At 66.9% G+C, this 22048-nt stretch carries 24 protein-coding genes and 1 pseudogene; 14 read left to right on the top strand and 11 right to left on the bottom strand.

Features of this window, described 5'->3' with window-relative positions; all coding sequences use genetic code 11:
- Window positions 1–215: 215 nt before the first annotated feature.
- Genes QGG75_04335 through QGG75_04325 form a run of 3 tightly spaced genes read right to left on the bottom strand, consistent with a single transcriptional unit; the run spans window position 216 to window position 2516 of the window.
- A complete protein-coding gene (locus QGG75_04335) occupies window positions 216–512 on the bottom strand; it encodes a DUF1330 domain-containing protein (protein MDP6066468.1) in 297 nt (98 codons plus the stop codon).
- Between the two features lie 27 nt (window positions 513–539).
- Window positions 540–989: a DNA polymerase III subunit chi gene (locus QGG75_04330; GenBank protein ID MDP6066467.1), complete on the bottom strand. Its 450-nt coding sequence runs from the start codon at window positions 987–989 to the stop codon at window positions 540–542.
- Window positions 990–998: 9 nt separating this feature from the next.
- Entirely contained in the window at window positions 999–2516 is a 1518-nt protein-coding gene (locus QGG75_04325; protein MDP6066466.1) for a leucyl aminopeptidase, read from the bottom strand.
- A 137-nt stretch (window positions 2517–2653) separates the two neighbouring features.
- Here QGG75_04325 and lptF point away from each other — a divergent pair, with 137 nt between their 5' ends.
- The 10 genes from lptF (at window position 2654) to QGG75_04275 (ending at window position 13027) form a co-directional block, all read left to right on the top strand.
- On the top strand, window positions 2654–3781 hold the full coding sequence (gene lptF / locus QGG75_04320) for an LPS export ABC transporter permease LptF (GenBank protein ID MDP6066465.1): 1128 nt from the start codon (window positions 2654–2656) through the stop codon (window positions 3779–3781).
- The gene (lptG, locus tag QGG75_04315) at window positions 3781–4875 is read left to right on the top strand and encodes an LPS export ABC transporter permease LptG (GenBank protein MDP6066464.1); all 1095 of its coding nucleotides are present in this window, start codon (window positions 3781–3783) and stop codon (window positions 4873–4875) included. Before lptF ends, lptG begins: the two co-directional genes overlap by 1 nt.
- 8 nt (window positions 4876–4883) lie before the next feature.
- Complete coding sequence (gene lptD, locus QGG75_04310; GenBank protein ID MDP6066463.1) at window positions 4884–7058, top strand: LPS assembly protein LptD; 2175 nt, start codon at window positions 4884–4886, stop codon at window positions 7056–7058.
- Window positions 7059–7131: 73 nt separating this feature from the next.
- A complete protein-coding gene (locus QGG75_04305) occupies window positions 7132–8397 on the top strand; it encodes a peptidylprolyl isomerase (GenBank protein MDP6066462.1) in 1266 nt (421 codons plus the stop codon).
- A 23-nt stretch (window positions 8398–8420) separates the two neighbouring features.
- Complete coding sequence (gene pdxA / locus QGG75_04300; GenBank protein ID MDP6066461.1) at window positions 8421–9410, top strand: 4-hydroxythreonine-4-phosphate dehydrogenase PdxA; 990 nt, start codon at window positions 8421–8423, stop codon at window positions 9408–9410.
- The gene (gene rsmA / locus QGG75_04295; GenBank protein ID MDP6066460.1) at window positions 9403–10266 is read left to right on the top strand and encodes a 16S rRNA (adenine(1518)-N(6)/adenine(1519)-N(6))-dimethyltransferase RsmA; all 864 of its coding nucleotides are present in this window, start codon (window positions 9403–9405) and stop codon (window positions 10264–10266) included. Before pdxA ends, rsmA begins: the two co-directional genes overlap by 8 nt.
- Before the next feature lie 5 nt (window positions 10267–10271).
- The gene (locus tag QGG75_04290) at window positions 10272–11495 is read left to right on the top strand and encodes an amidohydrolase family protein (protein MDP6066459.1); all 1224 of its coding nucleotides are present in this window, start codon (window positions 10272–10274) and stop codon (window positions 11493–11495) included.
- Between the two features lie 37 nt (window positions 11496–11532).
- The gene (locus QGG75_04285; GenBank protein MDP6066458.1) at window positions 11533–11916 is read left to right on the top strand and encodes a pyridoxamine 5'-phosphate oxidase family protein; all 384 of its coding nucleotides are present in this window, start codon (window positions 11533–11535) and stop codon (window positions 11914–11916) included.
- Between the two features lie 11 nt (window positions 11917–11927).
- The gene (locus QGG75_04280; GenBank protein MDP6066457.1) at window positions 11928–12263 is read left to right on the top strand and encodes a hypothetical protein; all 336 of its coding nucleotides are present in this window, start codon (window positions 11928–11930) and stop codon (window positions 12261–12263) included.
- A 2-nt stretch (window positions 12264–12265) separates the two neighbouring features.
- A complete protein-coding gene (locus QGG75_04275) occupies window positions 12266–13027 on the top strand; it encodes an alpha/beta fold hydrolase (protein MDP6066456.1) in 762 nt (253 codons plus the stop codon).
- Here the strand turns inward: QGG75_04275 and gmk are convergent.
- The 8 genes from gmk to fabD form a co-directional block, all read right to left on the bottom strand.
- Window positions 13002–13640: a guanylate kinase gene (gmk, locus tag QGG75_04270; protein MDP6066455.1), complete on the bottom strand. Its 639-nt coding sequence runs from the start codon at window positions 13638–13640 to the stop codon at window positions 13002–13004. The genes QGG75_04275 and gmk overlap by 26 nt on opposite strands.
- 9 nt (window positions 13641–13649) lie before the next feature.
- Window positions 13650–14549 carry a YicC/YloC family endoribonuclease gene (locus QGG75_04265; GenBank protein ID MDP6066454.1) on the bottom strand — a complete coding sequence of 300 codons (900 nt, stop codon included), beginning with the start codon at window positions 14547–14549 and terminating at the stop codon, window positions 13650–13652.
- Window positions 14550–14584: 35 nt separating this feature from the next.
- Complete coding sequence (locus tag QGG75_04260) at window positions 14585–14803, bottom strand: hypothetical protein (protein ID MDP6066453.1); 219 nt, start codon at window positions 14801–14803, stop codon at window positions 14585–14587.
- 14 nt (window positions 14804–14817) lie between these two features.
- Window positions 14818–15795 (bottom strand): endolytic transglycosylase MltG, encoded by a 978-nt coding sequence (gene mltG, locus QGG75_04255; GenBank protein ID MDP6066452.1) that lies wholly within the window; start codon window positions 15793–15795, stop codon window positions 14818–14820.
- A 23-nt stretch (window positions 15796–15818) separates the two neighbouring features.
- Window positions 15819–17087, bottom strand: a complete 1269-nt coding sequence (gene fabF, locus QGG75_04250) for a beta-ketoacyl-ACP synthase II (GenBank protein MDP6066451.1) — start codon at window positions 17085–17087, stop codon at window positions 15819–15821.
- A 69-nt stretch (window positions 17088–17156) separates the two neighbouring features.
- Complete coding sequence (locus QGG75_04245) at window positions 17157–17396, bottom strand: acyl carrier protein (protein MDP6066450.1); 240 nt, start codon at window positions 17394–17396, stop codon at window positions 17157–17159.
- A gap of 197 nt (window positions 17397–17593) precedes the next feature.
- Window positions 17594–18331: a 3-oxoacyl-[acyl-carrier-protein] reductase gene (gene fabG, locus QGG75_04240; GenBank protein ID MDP6066449.1), complete on the bottom strand. Its 738-nt coding sequence runs from the start codon at window positions 18329–18331 to the stop codon at window positions 17594–17596.
- A gap of 14 nt (window positions 18332–18345) precedes the next feature.
- Window positions 18346–19308: an ACP S-malonyltransferase gene (fabD, locus tag QGG75_04235; protein MDP6066448.1), complete on the bottom strand. Its 963-nt coding sequence runs from the start codon at window positions 19306–19308 to the stop codon at window positions 18346–18348.
- A 231-nt stretch (window positions 19309–19539) separates the two neighbouring features.
- On the opposite strand from fabD, the pseudogene rpsF reads away from it, so the two are divergent.
- The 4 genes and pseudogenes from rpsF to rplI form a co-directional block, all read left to right on the top strand.
- Window positions 19540–19905, top strand: a pseudogene (rpsF, locus tag QGG75_04230) (30S ribosomal protein S6).
- Window positions 19906–20231: 326 nt separating this feature from the next.
- Window positions 20232–20480, top strand: coding sequence for a 30S ribosomal protein S18 (gene rpsR, locus QGG75_04225; protein ID MDP6066447.1), 249 nt, complete (start codon window positions 20232–20234; stop codon window positions 20478–20480).
- A gap of 29 nt (window positions 20481–20509) precedes the next feature.
- Window positions 20510–21460 carry a DUF2232 domain-containing protein gene (locus QGG75_04220; GenBank protein ID MDP6066446.1) on the top strand — a complete coding sequence of 317 codons (951 nt, stop codon included), beginning with the start codon at window positions 20510–20512 and terminating at the stop codon, window positions 21458–21460.
- On the top strand, window positions 21460–22048 hold a 589-nt coding region (gene rplI, locus QGG75_04215; GenBank protein ID MDP6066445.1), incomplete at its 3' end, for a 50S ribosomal protein L9. The genes QGG75_04220 and rplI, both read left to right, overlap by 1 nt.

The following is a 22048-nucleotide window of genomic DNA, read 5'->3' as shown; positions in this document are numbered from 1 at the left end:
AGACGCTACAATGATGACTCAAGGCTTGGTTCTCCCTTGTGAATCAATGAGTTATTGGCATACCCATTGTATCACACAGGGCTCAGAACCAAGCCTTTTTCCTTCTCTTTGTGGGACAGCAGTGACTCCGACCCCAGTTTTTCGTGGGAAATCGAACTCCGACCCCATTTTTTCGATTTGCTAAGAACGTCTTGTAATTTATTGAAAAATATAAATTATTCGCCTTTCCAGCCTTCGAAAATTACGACGTTGGTTTGGGCGAAGGCCAGGCGGTCGGCCTTGAGGCCTTGGTATTCGGGGGAATCGTAGAAGCGGTGGAAGGTGGCCCGGTCGGGAAACTCGATCATCACCAGGTAGTCCGGGTTCCACTCCCCCTCGACGCAGTCGTACTGGTCGCCACGCACCAGAAAGCGGCCGCCGAAGCTTTCGACCACGGCGGTGACGTCGCCCTTGTAGCGGGCGTAGGCGTCCTGGTCGAAAATCTTCAATTCGGCGATGCAATAGGCCGGCATCTTTCGTTCTCCTTCGGTTGTCGGTATTTAGGCCTTTTTTTCCCAGCCGCCGCGCGGATTCTGCTGCCAGTAGGTCAGCTCATGGCCGGCCTCGCTGAGCTGGCGCCAACGTTCGCGGGCGGCCTCGACGGCGGCTTGACTGGCGCCGTCGAAGATGTCGAGGACACGGTCGTAAGCCTCGATGTCCGAGCCGCTGCAGCCGTCGACCAGAACCAGAACATTGGCTTCGTTGAGGTTCTCCTGGCTCGGGCTGAGATAGACCGGTTGGGCCTCGGGACGGCCGTCGGCGGTGCTGCCGTGGGGCAGGAAGGAGCGTTGCTCATAGGTCCAGAGAACGGCGTTCAAGGCCTCCACCCGCTCCATCGAGGCCGCCACCACAAGGGCCCGCCAGTCGCGTTCCAGGACCTTCTCCAGCAGCCTGGGCAGGGCCTGTTCCAGCGCCGTGCGCTCGAGGTGGTAAAACGAGACCTCGGTCACAGGGCCCGCCTATTTGGCCTCGTAGCGCTCGGCCACCAGGCGGTCGAGCAGACGCACGCCGAAACCGGTGCCGCCCTTGGGCACTGTCGGCCGCCCCTTCTTGGACCAGGTCACGCCGGCGATATCGAGATGCGCCCAGGGTACCTGGTTGGTGAAGCGCTTGATGAACTGGGCCCCGACGATGCTGCCCCCGCCGCCGCCCGAGCCCACGTTTTTCATGTCGGCGACGTCACAGTTGATTTCCTTGTCATAATCGGCGTGCAAGGGAAAACGCCAGACCAACTCGCCCTCGGCCTGGCCGGCCGCGGAGATGGCCTTGGCCAGCGCCTCGTTGTCGGAAAAGAGGCCGGCATGGACGTGGCCCAGCGAGACGATGATGGCCCCGGTCAAGGTCGCCAGGTCGATCATGGCCTTGGGCTTGAAGCGGCGCTGCGTGTACCACAGGGCATCGGCCAGCACCAGGCGGCCCTCGGCGTCGGTGTTGACCACCTCGATGGTCTGGCCCGAAGCCGACGTCACCACGTCGCCCGGCCGTTGCGCCGAGCCCGACGGCATGTTTTCCACCAGGCCGACGACGCCGACCACGTTTGCTTTCGCTTTGCGCCCGGCCAGAGCCCGCATCAGTCCGATCACCGTGCCGGCACCGCCCATATCCCACTTCATGTCTTCCATGCCCTTGGAGGGCTTGATGGAGATGCCGCCGCTGTCGAAGGTGACGCCCTTGCCGACGATGGCCAGCGGCTGCTTGTCAAGGCCGCGCGCAGCGCTGCCGCGCGGCGCGCCATCCCAGCGCATGACCACGAGCTGGGGCTGGCGCAGGCTGCCCTGGGCTACGCCGAGCAGCGCTCCCATGCCCAGCTTCTCCATCCGGGCCCGGCCCAGCACCTCGACCTTGAGGCCCAGCTTGCCAAGTCCCCGGGCCTGGCGTGCCAGGCTTTCGGGATAGAGCACGTTGGCCGGTTCCGAGACCAGGTCGCGGGTCAAAAAGACACCGTCGGCGATCTTGTCGAGACGCGAAAAGAGGCGCCTGGCGTCCTTGCTATCCTTGACCATGACGTTGAGCGTGCGCAGGCTGGGTTTCTTATCCGCCTTTTCCCGGGTGCGGTAGCGGTCGAACCGATAGCTGCCCAGGCGCGCCCCGTAGGCGATGTTGGCGGCCCAATCGACGGCCTTCAGTTTACCACCTTTCAGGCTGTCGACGGCGACCGCGGCGGCGCTCTCGCCGCTCTTGCCCAAGTGCCCGACGATGGTGCCGCCGATACCCTGGGCCGCCAGGGCGTCGAGCTCCCTGGCCTTGCCCAGGCCCACCATGACGACGCGGCTGGCGCCCAGGCCGTTGGGTGCCAGCAGCTCGAGGATCTGGTTTCTGGTGCCGCGGAAGCGGCCCGACTTGAGCGCCCGTCTCAGCGCCCCGCCCGTTTTGCCGTCGACCGCGGCGGCGGTCGGGCTGAGAGCACGGCCTTCGGATACGCCAACGACCAGGGCGCCGGTTCGGGGGAGCGTGGGCTCGGCAAGCGAAATCTTCATGACGGGTCAGTTCCTCGGAGTAAACTGGCGGGGTGAATTGAGGTATATATTAGAGCGATTCCCCGGTGCTGGGAATCGCTCAAGAGCGCTTCATTCGCGTTTTGCGGCAGGGTGGCCGGATCGGCTATACTGCGTTCATGAGCCGGGTTACCCGCTATATCTTGCGCCAACTCTTTGCGCCCACACTGTTCATCACCGGCGCCCTGGTCGGCGTCGTCTGGCTCACCCAAAGCCTCCGTTTCGTCGACCTGATCGTCAACCGCGGCTTATCCGCCGGCAGTTTCTTCTATCTCACCATGCTGCTGTTGCCCGGCTTCGTCTCGCTGATCCTGCCGATTGCGCTTTTTTGCGCCGTGCTCTTCACCTACCACCGGCTCAGCTTCGACAGCGAGATCGTGGTGCTGCGGGCCGCCGGCCTGAGCCATCGCCAATTGGCCCGGCCGGCCCTGGCGCTGGCGCTTGGCGCCACCATCGTGACCTATGGACTGACGCTCTACCTGACGCCGCTGGGCTTCCGCACCTTCAAGGACCAGCAGTTCACCATCCGCTCATCCTACGCCTCGGTGCTGCTGCAGGAGGGCGTCTTCAACACCCTGGTCGACGGCGTCACGGTCTACGTGCGCGAACGCAAGAGCGGCGGCGAATTGCACGGCATTCTCGTTCACGACAGCCGCCAGCCCTCGAAGCCGGTGACGGTGATGGCCGAGCGCGGCATTCTGATCAACACCGCGGAGGGTCCGCGTTTCGTCATGGTCAAGGGCAACCGCCAGGAGGTGGCCCGGGACCCGGACCAGCTCTCGCTCTTGTTCTTCGACCGCTACGCCCTCGATCTGGGGCTGATTGCCGAGACCTCGGGCGAGCATTGGCGCGAACCGGGCGAGCGCTATCTGTCCGAGCTGCTGAACCCGGGCAGCGGCCTCGATGACGTCCACAATGCCGACCGTATGAAGGCCGAAGCCCACAAGCGCCTGGTCTCGCCGCTCTACTGCCTGGCCTTCACCCTGATCGCCCTGGCCGGCATTCTTTCGGGCGAATTCAATCGCCGGGGCAAATGGCGGCGCATCCTGGCCGGCGCCGCGGCCGCGGTGGCTTTTCAGGCAGTAGCGCTGGGCCTCATGCCGCTGGTCGGCAATACCCCTGCCCTGGCACCGCTGATGTATCTCAATATCGCCGTCGCCATGGCCGGCGCCAGTTGGATTCTTACGGGCCGCGGACTGCCGAGCCTGGGCCGCGGCCTGGCCGCGGCATCGGGGGGGCGGGCCTGATGTGGCCGGGGCCGACGCTGTCCGTCTATCTGGGGCGCCAGTACCTGGCCGGTGCGGCCCTGGTGCTGGGGGTGCTGCTCGGACTGGTGCTGCTGATCGATGTGGTGGAATTGCTGCGCCGGGCCTGGGTACGCGACAGCATCGGGATCTGGCTGATAATCGAGATGGCCATCCTCAAGCTGCCGGTCATGGCGCAGAAGGTGCTGCCCTTCGCCATGCTGTTCGGCGGCATGCTGGCCTTCCTGCGCCTGACCCGCACCCATCAGCTGGTGGTCGCCCGGGCCGCCGGAGTCTCGGTCTGGCAGTTCCTGCTGCCGGCCATCTTCATTGCCCTGGCGCTGGGCCTCTTCATGGTCACCGTCTTCAACCCCCTGGCCTCGGCCACCACCTCGCGCTACGAAACCCTAGAAGCCAAGTTCCTGCACGGCCGCCCCTCCATGTTGGCGGTATCGTCCTCGGGACTGTGGCTGCGTCAGGCCGACGCGGTGGGCCAGTCGGTGATCCACGCCCGGCGGGTATCGCAAGAAGGTGTCGAGCTGAGCGACGTCATCATCTTCCTCTATGAAGGCAGCGATCACTTCGTGGGTCGTATCGACGCCGCCCGGGCGGTGCTCAGGCCGGGGCATTGGCAGCTCAGCCAGGCCATGATCACCGGACCCAAGCGGCCGGCCGAAAGGCACGCCGATTACACCTTGCGCACTAGCCTGACGCTGGGCCAGATCCAGGACAGCTTCGCGCCGCCCGAGACCGTGTCGTTCTGGGATCTGCCGGGCTTTATCAAGACCCTCGAGCGGGCCGGCTTTTCGGCGCTGAGGCACCGCCTGCACTGGCATTCGCTGCTTTCCGGGCCGCTGTTGCTGTTCGCCATGGTGCTGATCGCGGCAACCTTTTCGCTGCGCCTGACGCGCCACGGCGGCACCGGGCTGCTGATATTGGGGGGTTCGCTGGCCGGTTTCCTGCTCTATTTCCTGTCCGACGTGATGCTGGCCCTGGGGCTCTCGGGCGGCCTGCCGGTGGTGCTGGCGGCCTGGGCCCCGGCCGGAATCTCGACGCTGCTGGGCTTGGCTATGATGTTCCACCTGGAAGACGGCTGAGGCCCCCCATGTTCCCGCCGCGCCCGCCGCGCCCGCCCCGGAGGCTCGCTTTCCTGCTCGGCCTGCTTCTCGGCGGCGCCCTGGCCTCGACTCTCCCTCCCCCGGCTTGGGCCGAGGAACAGCAACCACTGCTGCTGCAGGCGCACACGCTTTCCTATGACCAGCAGCGCGGTATCGTCACGGCCCAGGGCGACGTCGAGCTGGTTATGGGCCAGCGCATCCTCAGAGCGCGGCGGGTGAGCTACGACCAGCGCCGCGACGTGGTCACCGCCAGCGGCGACATCGCCATCCTGGAGCCCTCGGGCGAGGTCATGTTCGCCGAGCAGGCCGAGCTCAGGGACCAGATGCGCAACGGCTTCGTGCGTGGCATCCGGCTCCTGCTGACCGACCGCTCGCGCCTGGCCGCCCGCAGCGCCAAGCGCCGCGACGGCAACCGCACGGAAATGGATCGGGCGGTGTTTTCAGCCTGCCAGCTCTGTCCCGACCATCCCCGGCGGCCGCCGCTCTGGCAGATCAAGGCGGTCAAGGTAATCCACCACCAGGCGGCCCAGCGCATCGATTACAAGGATGCCTTCCTCGAGGTCTTGGGCATCCCCATCGCCTATACGCCCTTCTTTTCCCATTCCGATCCCACGGTGAAGCGGCGCTCGGGCTTTCTCACACCGACCTACGGCTCCTCCACCGAGCTTGGCCTCAAGCTGGTGACGCCCTACCACTTCGTCCTGGGTCCCCACCGTGACGCCACCTTGCAGCCGCTATTCACCAGCAAGGAAGGCGTCGTGCTGGGCGGCGAATATCGCGAACGCACGCGGACCGGCGGCTATCAACTCAGCGCCAGCCTGACCCAGGTCGACCGGCGCGACGAAAACAACACCAAGACCGGCGGCAGCCACAACCGCGGCCATTTCAAGACGGTGGGCAGCTTCGATATCGACGAGACTTGGCGCTGGGGTTTTTCCGGCCAGCGCGCCAGTGACGACACCTATCTCAGGCGCTACGACTTCTCCAGCGCCGACACCCTGACCAGCAATCTCTTCCTCGAGGGCTTCCGCGGCCGCAACTACGCCGCCGCCAACGCCTTCAGCTTCCAGGGCCTGGGCCGCGACGACGACCCCGGCAACACGCCCCTGGTGCTGCCCGAGCTGGAGTACCATTTCGTCGGCGAGCCCGGCCGTTTGGGCCAGCACCTGGAATTCGATGCCAACACGCTGGTGCTCGAGCGCAGCGAAGGCGCCGACAGCCGGCGGCTCTCGCTGGCCGGCGGCTGGCACCTGCCCAGCACCACGCCGGGAGGGCTGGTCTATGCCTTCAAGGGCTCGCTGCGCGGCGATCTTTACCACGTCAACCGGGTGCTCGACCCGGCCAACCCGACGGGCACCCGCCAGCAGGGCTTCGTCGGCCGGCTGCTGCCCCAGGCCTCGGTCGACGTGCGTTATCCGCTGGTGCGCAACCAGGGCAGCGTGCGCCAGACCGTCGAGCCCATAGCCATGCTGATCGCCGCCCCCTATGGCGGCAATCCCGACAAGATCCCCAACGAGGACTCGGCCAGTTTCGAATACGACGATACCAACCTCTTCAGCCTCAACCGCTTCGCCGGCCTCGATCGCTGGGAGGGTGGGACGCGCCTCAACTACGGCGTCAAACTCGGGGCCTACGGCCAGGGCGGCGGCCACACCACGGCCATGATCGGCCAGGTTCTGCGGGCCCGGGCCGACTCGACCTTCGCCGACAAGACCGGGCTGGAGAACAAGCGCTCCGATTACATCGCCCGCATCAACGTGACGCCGGGGCCCTATCTCGACTACAACCACCGCATGCGCCTGGACCGCGATACCTGGTCGCTGCGGCGCACCGAGGTCGACCTCTCGCTGGGGCCCAAGGCCTTGCGCTTCAACGCCGGCTATCTCTCGCTGAGCCGCGAGTTGACCAGCGACGAGCTGGAAAGCCGCGAGGAATTACGCCTCTCGGGCCGGGCGCGCTTCACCCGCAACTGGGGGGTGACGGCCAGCACACGGCGCGATCTGGCGGAAAACCGCGGCACCATCGTCAGCGGTTTCGGCCTCGACTACATCGACGAATGCCTCGAATTCACCACCCGCTTCGAGCGCAGCTTCACCTCCGACCGCGACGTCCGGCCCTCGACCGGCATCTCGTTCCGTGTCAAGCTCAAGCATCTGGGCTGAGAAGGTTTATCCCGCGCCCCAGATGGCGTAGGTTAGCCCCCGCCGTCCGTACCAACATTTTGTCGATATTTTCATGCCCGGGTTCAAGCTCGCCCTGTTCGCCGTAGCCCTCGCCGCGGCCCTTTGGCTACCCGCGATGCCGGCCCGAGCCCAGCTCGGCGGCATCGCGGCGGCCGTCAACGACGAGGTGATCTCGTTCTACGACCTGGAGCAGCGCCTGAGCCTGGTGATCTCGTCGGCCGACCTGAAGAACGATGGCGTGACGCGGCGGCGGCTGCGCAGCCAGGTGCTGCGCACCCTGGTCGACGAAAGCTTGCAATTGCAAGAAGCCAAGCGCCTGGAAATCGAGGTCACGGAAAAGGATCTGGGCGTGGCCAAGGGCCTGATCGAAAAACAGAACCGCATTCCCAAGGGCCGCTTCGCCGACTTCGTGGCGGCCAGGCGCATCAGCATCGACGCCGTGGTGGCCCAGATCAAGGCCGAGATCGCCTGGACCAAGGTGGTCAACCGGCGCCTCAGGCCGACCATCCAGATCAGCGACGAGGAGATCGCCGAGGTGTTGGAGCGCTACCGGGCCAGCGCCGGCAAGGAAGAACGCCGGGTGCTCGAGATCTTCCTCGCTGTCGACCAGGCGAAACAGCAGGAAAACGTAAGGCGTGCCGCCCGGCGGCTGGTCGAGCAGGTGCGCGGCGGCGCCGACTTCCAGGTCCTGGCGCGGCAGTTCTCGCAGGGCGCCACGGCGGCCCAGGGCGGCGACGTGGGCTGGATCCTGGAAGGCCAGCTGGCGCCCGAGCTGGAGGCCGCGCTGCGGGCGCTGAAGCTGGGCGGCATCTCGCAACCGATCGAGGCGCCGGGCGGCTTCTACATCCTCCTGCTGCGGCAAAAGCGGGTGCGCGGCGGCGTCGATCCGCTGGCTGTCAAGGTGCGGCTCAAGCAGATCGTGCTCAGCCTGCCGCCCGAGGCCAGGGCGAGCGTGGTGAAGCGCCAGCAGTCCCGCGCCCGGGCCCTGGCGGCCGACATTTCGAGCTGCGGCGAGCTCGCCGCCACGGCGCGGCGCCACGGCGTCGCCAAGCCCGGCGATCTCGGCCAGCTGCACATCGGCGAGTTGCCCGATCGTTTCCGCACCGTGGTTTCCGGCCTCGCCGTGGGCCAGGCCAGCCCGCCCCTGCGCACCCCCGACGGCCTGCACGTGCTGGTGATTTGCGCCCGCACCGAGCCCAAAGCCGCGCTGCCCGACCGCGACACCATCATCGACCGCATCGGGCGGCGCCGCCTGACCATGATGTCGCGGCGTTACCTGCGCGACCTGCGCCGCGACGCCGTGGTGGAATACCGCTAGTGGGCCCCACAGGGGCCGTTTCCTTGCCGCTTGCCTTGACGATGGGCGAGCCGGCCGGCATTGGCGGCGAGTTGGCGTTGAAGGCCTGGCTCGGCCGCGAGGAGCACGAGCTGCCGCCGTTTTTCCTCTTCGACGATCCTGAACGACTGGCGCGGCTGGCCCTCGCGCTCGACCTGCCGGTGCCGGTCGAAGAGATTTCCGCACCTGAGGAGGCGCTGAGCGCCTTGCCCCGGGCGCTGCCCGTGGTCTCGCTGTCGCAGCCCGTCACCGCCACCCCCGGCCGCCCCGACCCGGCCACGGCGGCGGCCGTTCTCGAATCCATCGAGCGCGCCGTCATCGCCGCGCGCCAGGGCCAGGCGGCGGCGCTGGTGACCAACCCGATCCACAAGGCGGTGCTTTACGAGGCCGGTTTCGGCCACGCCGGCCACACCGACTATCTCGGCGCCCTGACCGGCGCCCGGCCCACCATGATGCTGCTCTGCCCCGAGGTGCGCGTGGTGCCGGTGACGATTCACCTGGCGCTGCGCCAGGCCGTCGAGCAACTCAGCACGGAGGCCATCGTCGCAGCCGGCCAATGCACAGCCCAAGCCTTGGAAAGCGATTTCGGCCTAGCCAACCCACGCCTGGCAGTGGCCGCGCTCAACCCCCACGCCGGCGAGGCCGCGACGCTGGGCGAGGAGGAAGTTCGCATCATCGCCCCGGCCGTGGCGGCGCTCGGTGAGGCCGGTATCAGGGCTTTCGGCCCGGTCCCCGCCGACACGCTGTTCCGGGCGCAACAACGCCAAACCTACGACGCCGCGCTGTGCATGTACCACGACCAGGCCCTGATCCCGCTCAAGACCCTGGCCCAGGACCACGGCACCAACACCACGCTGGGCCTACCGATAGTGCGCACCTCGCCCGACCACGGCACGGCGCTGGATTTGGTCGGCACGGGCCGGGCCAGCGAGGCCAGCCTTTGCGCCGCGCTGGCGCTGGCAGCCGAGGTGGCGGCACGTCGTGCCAATGCCTGAAGCCTCGGCCCCTCCCCTCCCCCCCTTGCGCGAAGTCATCAAGCGCCACGGCCTGCGCGCCCGCAAGTCGCTGGGCCAGTGTTTCCTGCTCGATCTCAACCTCACCGCCCGCATCGGCCGCGCGGCGGCCCTTATGCCAGGCCAGACGGTGCTGGAGATCGGCCCCGGCCCCGGCGGCCTGACCCGGGCGCTGCTGGCCGAGGGCGCGAACGTGGTGGCGATCGAGAAGGACAGGCGCTGCCTGGCGGCCTTGGCCGAGTTGGCCGAGCACTACCCGGCCAACCTGCGCCTGGTCGAGGCCGACGCGCTGGAGGTGGTCGAAGCCGAACTCGTGCCCAAAGGCACCGCCATAGTCGCGAACTTGCCCTACAACATCGCCACGCCGCTGCTGTTCAAGTGGTTCGACGACCTCGGCCGCTACAGCGCCATTACCGTGACTTTGCAAAAGGAAGTCGCCGAGCGCCTGGCCGCCGCCCCCGCCACCAAACCCTACGGCCGCCTCGCCGTCATGACCCAGTGGCGCTGCGAAGTGAAGCGGCTCTTCGACATCGAGGCCCAGGCGTTTACGCCGCCTCCTAAGGTGACGTCGACGGTGGTGCAGTTGACGCCGCGCCCGGAATTGCTGGCGCCGGCACCCACCGATACACTGGAGCGCGTGGTGAAAGCCGCCTTCGGGCAGCGTCGCAAGATGCTCAGGTCGAGCTTGAAGGCGGTCAGCGACGATCCGGCAGGTTTGTTGGCGGCGGCCGGGGTCGAGCCGACGGCGCGGGCGGAGGAGTTGGATGTGGGGACGTTTTGCGCTTTGGCACGACGACTCTACGAGATGAGAGATAAGGGACCGCTGAAAACATACTGAAACTCATGCGAACACATATCACCGACGGCACGATAATAGACGGCACTGGCAGCGCCCCTCAAACCGGCCTGGCGGTCGGCCTGGAGGATGGCCACATCAAAGCCGTAGCGGCGGCGGGCCAGTTCGGCTCTGACTGGTCCGGCCCGGATGTCCAAGTCATCGACGCCACCGGCCAAACCATAATCCCCGGCCTGATCAACATGCACGACCACCTGGCCATGCGCGACCTGATCGGCAACCCGATCTGGGTGGTGGAAGCCGGCGTCGTCGAGCTGACGCTGAACGCCGTGCGCAACTCTCTCACCGCGTTACGCCGCGGCTGGACCACGATTCGCGACCTCGGCGCGCCGTTCGGCATCGGGCTTAAGATGCGCGACCTGATCGCCGCCGGCCGCCTGCCGGGCCCCCGCGTCGTGGCTTGCGGGGCACCGATCGTCGTCACCGGCGGGCATGGCTGGCCGATTTGCCTGGAGGCCGACGGGCCTGATGCCGTGCGCCAGGCGGCGCGGCAGCAACTGAAGGAGGGCGCCGATTACATCAAGGTGATGGCCAGCGGCGATCCCCACGCCATGCCCGGCTTTGAGCAGACCATTCCCGAGATGAGTTTGCCGGAGATCCGCGCCGCCTTCGAGGAAGCGCAACTGCGCGGAAAACCAACGGCCACGCATTGCATGGGCACGATTGCGCTCGCCAACGTGCTGGAGGCCGGCGTCGACACGGTCGAGCACGGGTTCTATCTCAACGACGAACTGGCCGAACGCATGGCGCGCCAGGGCGCCTCGCTGGATCCGACGCTGAGTTCCTACGGCATCCAGACCATCAACCCCAAGCGCCAGCGCGGCGAGAAGTGGAATGCCGACCACCAGGTCCTGCTGCAGCCCATGCGGGACGCTTTCGAAGCGGCGCTCCGCAACGACGTGCGCATTGTCGTGGGCACCGACACCGGCGGCTTCTTCGCCGAGGAACTGGCGCTGATGCGCGAATACGGCATGGCGCCCATGGCCACCCTGGTGGCGGCGACGCTGAATGCCGCCGAGGCCATGAAGATGGGGGATCGCCTGGGCAGCATCGACGAGGGCAAGATTGCCGACTTGGTGATTCTGGGCTCGGATCCACTGGCCGATCCCTATGCCATCGAGGACGTGGTGTGGGTGATCAAAGACGGCGTGGCGCTGCGCCCCGACGAGATCGTTCTCGGCGACAAGGAATTTCTTGCCGCCGCGCGCTAGCTTCGTGTTACCAAAAAACCTTTGCCGGGAGGAAACCATGCCTGAGATCGACGACGTCTGCCGCCAGCTCTGGGAAGCGACCGAGTTTGTCGCCATCGTCACGCAGGGCCCCGAGGGGCCGCATGTGGTGGGCAACTGGGGGGATTATGTGCGCAAGCTGGGGCTGCGCGACGGCATGGTTGTCATGCCGGCGGGGAGATATCGCCAGACCGAGGAGAATTTACGGCTTGACGATCGCATAACGCTGCTCATTGCCTCGCGTGATGTGGCGGGCACCAACGGGCCGGGCCAGGGCTGCGAGATCTCGGGCCGCGCTGAGGTCGTCAGCGAGGGCGCGCTGGTGGATGAAGTGAAAGCCAGCTTTCCCTGGGCCCGGGGCGCCCTGGTGGTTCATGTCGCCGAGATGAAGACGCAGTTATAGGAGCAACCGAGATGCCCGAGCTTCCCCAATGCCTGCTGATCGTCACGGCCGAGATCGCGCCCGAGCAAGAAGAGGCCTGGAACCGCTGGTACGACGAGGAGCACCTGCCCGAGGCCGTGGCCTGTCCCGGCGTGCTCAGCGGCGCGCGGTATGTCTCGGAGGGCAAGGCGGCGCTCAGCGCCGGCGGCGAATACGCGAGTTCGGATGCCAGGACCTACGTCGCGGTCTACGAGATCGAGGGGCCCGAGACCCTGCAGACGCCGGAATTCAAGGCCATGCGCGGCTGGTACCAGTTCGCCGAGCACATCACCTCGCGCACGCAAGTGTTCCGCCGGCACGTTGGTTGACCATGCCGTTCGCCGACAACGCCGGGGTAGGGATCAATTACGAAGTGGTCGGTGACGGCCCGCCGCTTCTCCTGCACCATGGTTTTACGCGCAGCCTGCGGGACTGGCACGATTTCGGCTACGTGGCGGCGCTGGCCGGGGATTTTCACCTGATCTTGATGGATTCCCGCGGCCACGGGGCCAGCGACAAACCCCACGACCCGGCGGAATATGCGCTCGAGCTCAGGGTCGGCGACGTTTGTGCCGTGCTCGACGAGCTGGACCTGGTCCGGGCCAACTATCTCGGCTATTCCATGGGCGGTCGCGTGGGGTTTGCCCTGGCCAAATTCGCGCCCCAGCGCCTGAGCTCGCTGGCGATCGGCGCGGCAACGCCGCTGGACACCGGCTTCGAGCCCTTCGCCGACATCGACGGCAGCGACGGCGAGGCCTTCATCGCCGCCCTCGAGGCCGTGGTGGGCGAGAAAATGCCGCCCGAGCTGCGGGCCGCCATGCTGCAAAACGACATCCGGGCGCTGACCGCCGTCATGCAGGCACCGATGCCAGATCTGTCCGCGGTGCTCGACGATATCGTCGTGCCGGCGCTCTTCTATGTCGGCGAGGACGATGTGCGGTTCGAGCCGCTGCGCCAATGCGCCCAGCGCGCCGGGGCTGAATTCGCGTCGCTGCCCGGCCTCAACCACGGCCAAGGGTTCATGCAAAGCGAGCCGGTGCTGGCAGGGATCGGAGATTTTCTCAGGTCTACGGCGCTTCACCCAGCAACCTGACGAAATTCACCAGGCCGGTCTGACGTTCGCGTTTGAGGCGTTCGGCGTAGAGGATGGAGCGCACTTTGTCCTGGGCCTGGGCCCTGTCGTCGTTGATCACGATGTAGTCGTATTCCGGCCAGTGGCTCATCTCGTTGGCGGCCTGGGCCATGCGCGAGGCCACCACGTCCGCCGTATCGAGGCCGCGTTCGTTGAGCCGGCGCTCCAGCTCGGCTGCCGAGGGCGGCAGGATGAAGACGCTGACCAGGTCGGCGCGGGCGCGCTGGCGCAACTGCTGCATGCCCTGCCAGTCGATGTCGAAGAGCACGTCGGTGCCGGCGCTCAGCGCCGCCTCGACCGGTGCCGCCGGGGTGCCGTAGGTGTGGCCGAAGACCGTGGCGCTCTCCAGCAGCTGGCGCTCGCGCTCCATCTCCTCGAAGCGGGCGGCGTCGACGAAGTGGTAGTCGCGGCCGTCGATTTCGCCATCACGCGGCGGCCGCGTGGTGGCCGAGATCGACATGGCTAGATTGTCCTCGGTCACCAGCAGGCCCTTGGCCAGCGACGTCTTGCCGGCACCCGAAGGCGACGACAGCGCCAGCATCAAGCCGCGGCGTCCGATCTCTCCAGCGCTCATGGCGTAACCCTATTCAATATTCTGTACCTGCTCGCGCAGGCGGTCGATGGTGCTCTTGAGCTCGAGGCCCAGTGCCGTCAACTCGACGTCGCTGGACTTGGAACACAGCGTGTTGGCTTCGCGGTTGAACTCCTGGGCCAGGAAATCGAGGCGCCGGCCGATAACCGTGCCGTCGGCCAGCAGCTCGCGGGCCGCCGCGACGTGGGCCTCGAGCCGGTCGAGTTCCTCGCGCACGTCGGCCTTGAGTGCCAGCAGCGCCGCCTCCTGGGCCAGACGGTCGGCATCGATGCCGCCCTCGCCGAGCGCCGCCAGCTGCTCCTTGAGGCGGGCCAGGATGGCCTCGGGCTGGGCCCCAGCTTGGTCGCGCGCTGACGCCGTCAGGGCCGCGATATCGTCGAGCTGGGCCGTCAGCACGGCTTCGATACGCGCTCCCTCGGCCCGGCGCGCCTCGACCAGTCCGTCGAGCGCGCAGCCCAGAGACTTGCGCAAGGCCAGCTCGCGGGCCGCGCGTTCGGCCTCACCGTCCTCTTCTTCGGCGACCTCGATGACGCCGCGGATAGCCAGCAAGCCGTCGACGCGGGCCGCCTCGACACCGGCCCGGTCGCCGTATTCGGCCGCCACCTCGATCAGCTGGTCGACCAGCTGGCGGTTGATGCTTACGGCCTGGCCGCCGGCATTGCGGTTGAGCTTGAGGTTTACCGAGACGCTGCCCCGGCCCAGGCGTTCGCTCACGGCACTGCGCACCCCGGGCTCCAGGGCATCGAAACCGATGGGCAGGCGGCTGCGTACGTCGAGGCCACGGCCGTTGACGCTTTTGATCTCCCAGACCCAAGTGCAGGTCTCGTCGCCGCCCTCGGCCCGGGCAAAGCCGGTCATGCTGGCGATGGCTGCGGATTTTTCGTCGTTCATCGGGGCCCGCGGAGGTTGGGGAAAATTCGCCGGTACTATATTGAAGCCCCCGAAGGCCAACAAGTGTGAGGGTGATCAGGCCCCTCGCCCGCCTCAAGTTCGGCAAAAACAGCAGCCAATCCCTCGTCCGAACTCAGGTCGATGAAATCGCCTCGCGCCAGGGCGTTATAGCCTTCCTGAAGGGCGGCCTTCAATCGTTGGCGCGCCAACAAATATTCGGCGCTTTGCTGAACGCTTGGCGACTCATGGGTCATGCGATGATTCTCCTTCACTTCTTGTCCCGCAATTTGCGCCAGCGCGCCACGTTCCGGTTGTGTTGATCGAGCGTGCTGGCGAAGGCGTGGCCGCCCGTGCCGTCAGCCACGAAATATAGATCCTCGGTGGCCAGCGGCCTGAGCACAGCCTCCAGCGAGGCCCGGCCAGGATTGGCGATGGGGCCCGGTGGCAGACCCTTCACCAGGTACGTGTTGTAGGGGTGCGGCCGTTCCAGGTCGGCCCGGCTGAGGCGGCGCTCCAGCGGCCCCCGGCCAGCCGTCAGGGCATAGACTACGGTGGGATCGCTTTGCAGCCGCATGCCGCGGCGCAGGCGGTTGATAAAAACCCCGGCGATGTGGCGGCGCTCCTCGTCCAGGCCGCTTTCCTTCTCGACGATGGAAGCCAGGATCAGGGCCTGGCGCGGGCTGGCCAAGGGCAGGCCGGGAAGACGTCCGGGCCAAAGCTCGGCCAGCGTGCGTTGCATGGCGGCGGCCATGCGTGCGATCAGGGCGGCGCGGCTATCGCCCAGGGCATAGTGATAGGTCTCGGGCAGCAGCGCGCCTTCCGGCGGCGGCCGGGGAAGGTCCGCCTCCAGGCCCTCGGCGGCGGCCACCAGATCGAGCACCTGGCGCGTCGTCAGGCCTTCGGCCAGCGTCAGCTTGCGCACCACGGTCTGGCCCTTGATCAGAATGTCGAGCACTTGCCGCGGCGTGGCCCGGGCGGGAAAGCTGTACTCGCCCGCCTTCAGCGCCCGGCCCTTGTTCATGATCCGCACGCCGAGCACGAAGACGTCGGGCCGGGCGATGACGCCGGCCCGGCCCAGACGCTCGGCGATGGCATTGAGGCCGGCGCCGCGGGGAAACACCACCTGGCTCTCGGGACCGGGGCCCGGGGCGTTGAAGTGTGAAACGGCCCAGGCCAACAAGCCGGCTCCGAGCAGCAGCAGGAAGGCTGCCAGCAGGCTGATGAAGCGGAAGATTCGCCGCGCCATGGCCGCGCCAGCCGGTGCTTTTGCTAAAGCTTGGTCATGACCAGGGAGGCGTTGGTGCCGCCGAAGCCGAAAGAGTTGGAGAGCGCCGCCCGCACCTCGCGCTGTTTGGCCTCGAGCGGCACCAGATCGATGTCGCAGCCCTCCGAGGGCCGCTCCAGATTGAGCGTCGGCGGTACTACGTCGTGGCACAGGGCGAGAATCGAGAAGATGGCCTCGACGGCGCCGGCCGCTCCCAGCAAGTGGCCCACCGAGGATTTGGTGGACGACATGGAAAGGTTTTCGGCGGCGGCGCCGAAAAGCCGCTTGACGGCCCCCAGTTCGATCTCGTCGCCCAATGGCGTCGAGGTGCCGTGGGCGTTGATGTAGTCGATGTCTTCGGGGTTCATTCCGGCGCTATTCAGGGCGCCCTGCATGGCCCGCAAACCGCCGTCGCCGTCCTCGGCCGGGGCCGTGATGTGATAGGCGTCGCCGGAAAGGCCATAACCCTTGACCTCGGCGTAGATGCGGGCGCCGCGGGCCTTGGCGTGTTCGAGTTCCTCCAGCACCACGACGCCGGCGCCCTCGCCCATGACGAAGCCGTCGCGATCCTGGTCCCAGGGCCTCGACGCCCGTTCGGGCTGGTCGTTGAAACCGGTGGAAAGCGCCCGCGCGGCGGCAAATCCGGCGATGCCCAGACGGCAAATGGCGGCCTCGGCGCCGCCCGCCACCATGACATCGGCGTCGTTCAAGGCAATCATGCGGCTGGCATCGCCGATGGCGTGGGCGCCGGTCGAACAGGCCGTCACCACGGCATGGTTCGGTCCCTTGAAGCCGTAACGGATGGAGACGTGGCCCGACAAAAGATTGATCAGCGAGGCCGGGATGAAGAAGGGGCTGAGGCGCCGGGGGCCGCGCTCGTGCACGGTGATGGCGCCGGCCTCGATGGTTTCCAGACCGCCGATGCCCGAGCCCAGCAGCACCCCGGTACGCAGCCGCCCGACTTCGTCCTCGGGCTGCCAGCCGGCATCTTCGACCGCCTGTTGGGCGGCCGCCAAACCATAGAGAATGAACTGGTCGATCTTGCGCCGTTCCTTGGAGGAGACCCAGTCGTCGGGGTTGAAGAGGCCCGGCCCCTCTCCCAGATCCCCGACCAGCGGCACATGGCAGGCGATCTTGCAGGTCAGGTCCGCGGTTTCGAACTTGGTGATGGCGCCGGCGCCTGAATCCCCGGCCAGCAGGCGCTGCCAGCTGTGCTCGACGCCGATGCCCAGCGGCGTCACCAGACCAAGCCCGGTTACGACGATGCGCCGCATGGCGGTTCCTTCCCGCTCTCCCCAGCCCCGCTTGCCGTCTGCCCCTCTAGGCGGGGCCCGCGGCTCCGGTCAGGAGAGATTTTGTTTGAGATAATCGATCGCGTCCTTGACGGTGAGAATTTTCTCGGCCGCGTCATCGGGGATCTCGCAGCCGAATTCCTCCTCGAAGGCCATCACGAGTTCGACCGTATCGAGGCTGTCGGCCCCCAGGTCGTCGATGAAACTGGCGCCTTCGGCGACCTTGTCCTTGTCGACTCCCAGGTGCTCAACGACAATCGACTTCACGCGATCGGCAATGTCTTCACTCATATCCGTACCTCGGAGTCAGTCTCGGGAAAATCCGGCGCTGGAACTTGGCAATTCTCTGCACCGGTGGCCCTTCGCCAGGCCAAAAAGTTGCGGTTAGGTAACACACTTTTTCGGCCTTGACCAGACACCCCGCACGGCGCTGCACAAGCCCCCGTCCGAGCCCCGACAAGCGCCCCCAAACGCCCCCCCCGGGGGCCTCAGATCATGGCCATGCCGCCATTCACGTGCAAGGTCTGGCCGGTGATATAGGCGGCCTCTTCGCTGGCCAGGAAGACGACGGCCCCGGCAATGTCGTCTGCGCTGCCGAAGCGGCCGGCGGGAATTGCCTTGGCCAGTGCCTGGCGCTGCTCGTCGGACAGCTTCTCGGTCATGGCGGTCTCGACGAAGCCGGGTGCCAGGCAGTTGGCGGTGATGCCGCGCGAGGCCACCTCCTGGGCCAGGGCCCGGGTCATGCCGGCCAGGCCGGCTTTGGCCGCGGCGTAGTTGGCCTGGCCGGGATTGCCGGTGCTGGCCACCACCGAGGTGATGTTGACGATGCGTCCCCAGCGCTGCTTCATCATGGGGCGCAGCGCCGCCCGGCAGATGCGGAAGGCGGCGCTGAGGTCGACCTCGAGCACGGTCTGCCAGTCGTCGTCCTTCATGCGCATGAAAAGGTTATCGCGGGTAATACCGGCATTGTTGACGACGATATCCAAACCTCCCAAAGCCTCGCCGGCACGGCCCGCCAGAGCCGCAGCAGCCTCGGCGTCGGCCAGGTCGCAGGGCAAAACCTGGGCGCCTTCGCCCAACTCCTCGGCCAGCGCCGCCAGAACGTCCGTGCGACTGCCCGAGAGCGCCACATGCGCCCCCTGGGCGTAGAGCGCCCGAGCCACGGCGCCGCCGATACCGCCCGTCGCCCCGGTCACCAGAGCCCGCCTTCCCGCCAGTTCAAACATCGCCCTCTCCCACCTCAAACCGTCTTGAGGAAACTCTCGATATCTTCGGGGCCGTTGATGGCGGCCACCTCGAGCTCGCGATCGATACGGCGGGCCAGCCCGGTCAGCACCCGGCCGGCGCCCAACTCGTAAATCGCCTCGACGCCGCTCTGGCGCATGGCCAGCACGCTTTCGCGCCAGCGCACCAGGCTGGTAATCTGCTCGACCAGTAGGCCGCGAATGGTTTCCGGATCGCTGACCGGCGCCGCCGTGACGTTGGCCACCAGCGGCACCCGCGGCGGCAGCAAGCTGGCGGTGGCCAGAACCTCGGTCATTTCCTCCACCGCCGGCGCCATCAGGGCACAGTGGAAGGGGGCACTGACCGGCAGCATGATGGCGCGCCGGGCGCCCTTTTCCTGGGCCAGGGCGATAGCCCGTTCGACGGCGTGATGGTGGCCGCTGATGACCACTTGGCCGGGCCCGTTGTCGTTGGCGGCGGCGCAGATGCCGGGCTCTTCGCCTTCGTCGCCGCCGGGCTCGCTGGCGGCGGCCACTTGCTGGGCGGTCTCGAGTTCCAGACCCAGCAGCGCCGCCATGGCGCCCTCGCCCGGGGCCACGGCGCGCTGCATGGCGCCGCCGCGGCGGCGCAACAGCCGCGCCGTTTCCTCCACCGTCAGCGCACCGGCGGCGGCCAGGGCCGAGTATTCGCCGAGCGAATGGCCGGCCACCAGGGCCAGGCCGTCAGCCACCGTGAAACCGCCTTCCTCCTCGATCACCCTGAGCGCCGCCAGGCTCACCGCCATCAGCGCCGGCTGGGCGTTTTCGGTCAGCGTCAGCTCGTCGTCCGGGCCCTCGAACATGAGTCGCGTGAGGTTTTGCTTGAGGGCCTCGTCGACTTCCTCGAATACCTGACGGGCCGGCGCGAAAGCCTCGGCCAACTCGCGGCCCATGCCGACTTCTTGGGATCCTTGGCCGGGAAAAGTGAAAGCGCGTTTCATCGCTGAAATGGAAACCCCCGCGGTGATGGGAATGGTCTGCCCGCCGGAACGGCGGCCCCAGTGATAGCGTCCCCGCCGGCGCTGTCAAGCGCCCTTGCCAAGGGCCGCGATTGCTGTATAGTCCACGCCTTTTGAAACTCCTTGCCGGAGCATCCGGCTATGCAGCGCTAGCGCCCGGGACTGGACTCGGGGAGTCGAAGCTGCCGAGACAGCCTGAAGGAGATCAATTCCATGCCTCACTACGAGAGCGTCTTTCTCGTGCGTCCGGACGTGTCTTCCAGCCAGGTCGAAGCCCTGGCCCAGGAGATGTCCACGATCATCGAACAAAACGGCGGCAACGTGCCCAAGGTCGAGCACTGGGGCCTCAAGAATCTGTCCTACCGCATCAAGAAGAACCGCAAGGCCTACTACGTGCTCTTCAACATCGCAGCGCCCCATGAAGCGGTGGCCGAGATGGAGCGCAACATGCGTATCCACGAGGATGTCCTGCGCCACCTGACGTTGCGCATGGATGAACTCGAGGAAGGCGCCTCGATCATGATGCAGAACAAGGCCAGCCGCGACGAACGCGGGCCGCGCGGCGGCGATCGCGGCGGCTACGGCGGCAAGCGGCCTGACGAGCGCAAGGCCGAGGAGCCCAAGGCAGAAGAAGCCAAGGCCGAGAAGCCCAAGGCAGAAGAAGCCAAGGCCGAGGAGCCCAAGGCAGAAGAAACCAAGGCTGAGGCGCCCAAGGCAGAAGAAACCAAGGCCGAGGAGCCCAAGGCAGAAGAAACCAAAGCCGAGGAGGCCAAGGCAGAAGAAACCAAAGCCGAGGAGGCCGACGATTCGGCGGCCAAGCCGGCTGACGAGGCGGCCCCGGAGACGGCCCCGGAGACACCCAGCGAGGACAAGCCCGACGAAAAGGCACCAGCAGGAGACGACACATGAGCAACGGCGGCAGCAGCGGCGGTCGGAGACCTTTCTTCAGACGCCGCAAAACCTGTCCCTTCTCGGGCGCCAACGCACCCAAGATCGACTACAAGGACCTGCGCCTCCTGCAGCGCTTCATTTCCGAGCGCGGCAAGATCGTGCCCAGTCGCATCACCGCGGTATCGGCGAAGAAGCAGCGCGAGTTGGCCCGGGCCATCAAACGGGCCCGTTTCCTGGCGTTGCTGCCCTACGTGGTGAGATAGCGGCAGGCCGCCAGAGAGCGTTGTGAGGTATGTCGAAAGGCGTGCCGATCGCCCTGGGGGTCGGCGCCGTCAGTGCGCTGCTCTATTCCTCGGTGCTGATGGGCACGCCGGGTGCCTTGATCCTGGCCTACCTGTCCATGCTACCGATCTTCATGCTGGGATTGGGCCTGAATGCCTTGGCGGCGGGCCTGGCGGCGGTGGCCGGGGGCGTGATCACGGCGGCGCTCGGCGGCCTGCTGGCCGGCGTCCTGTTCGCCGCCCTGAATGCCGTACCGGCAGCCTGGATCTGCCATTTGGCACTGCTCGAACGGCGCGACGGCCGGGGCGACGTCGAATGGTACCCGTTGGGCCGCCTGCTGACCTGGCTGGCCGGCTTGGCGGCGGCCGGATTCTTGTTCGCGCTGGGGCTCGGATTGGGCTACGAGGGCGGCCTGCAGGGCCAACTCGAACGGTTGCTGGAGGAATTGCTGCGCCAACTCCTGGAGAGCCGGATGGCACCCGGCGAAAGCCCGCCGGAGCTACCCTCGCTGGCGACCTGGGCGGCCTTTGTTCCGGCTATCTTCGGCCTCTGGTGGATGCTCATGATGGCGGTCAACGGCGCCCTGGCACAGGGACTTCTGGTGCGCTTGGGCCGCCAACGCCGGCCGACGCCGGAGTTGGCGACGCTGGAGCTGCCGCCGCGCCTGTTGTATGCCGTGGCGGCGGCGCTGGTGCTGGCGCTGCTGCCGGGGGACGCCGGTTATGCCGGACAGACCCTGGCGGCGCTGCTCGCCGTGCCCTATTTTTTCCTCGGCCTGGCGGTCATGCACATGCTGATTCGCCGCTTGCCCGGGGCAACGGTTGTGTTCGTGCTGTTCTACGTTTTCATGTTGATCTTCGGCTGGCCGCTGGTGCTGATTACCGGGCTTGGCTTGGTCGAACAGTGGGCCGGTCTGCGCCGCCGTTTGGGCGACGCCGATGACGGCCAGGAGGTGGAGTAATGGAAGTCATCCTGCTTGAACGGGTCGAAAAGCTGGGCCTGATGGGCGAGGTGGTCAAGGTCAAGGACGGCTACGCCCGCAACTACCTCTTGCCCCAGGGCAAGGCACTGCGTTCGACGCCGGGCAATCTGGCGCGCTTCGAGGCCGAGCGCCACCAGCTCGAGGCGAACAATCTCGAACGTCGCTCGGACGCCGAAACGGTATCCGAACGCATGGCCGGCCTCAGTGTCGTGCTGCTGCGCCAGTCGAGCGATTCAGGACAACTCTACGGCTCGGTCAATGCCCGCGACATCGCCCAGGCGGTAAGCGAAGCCGGCTTTGCCATCGATCGCACCCAGGTCAAGCTCGACAGCACCATCAAGACCTTGGGTCTGCATACCGTCGACATTCGCCTGCACGCCGAAACCAGCGTCAGCATCGAGGCCAACGTCGCCCGTTCGCAGGCCGAGGCCGAACAGCAGGCGGCGACCGGGGAAGGCGAGGTGGCGCTCGACGCCGAACAATTCTTCGAGGACGCCGCCCTGGCACCCCAGGCCGAGGACGAAGAGGAAGCCGAGACCGAGACCGAGACCGAGACCGAGACCGAGA

Source organism: Alphaproteobacteria bacterium, assembly GCA_030740435.1.
GTDB lineage: Bacteria > Pseudomonadota > Alphaproteobacteria > UBA2966 > UBA2966.
Note: the sequence above shows the minus strand (reverse complement) of the source record. Positions and strands in the feature narration are given on the sequence as shown.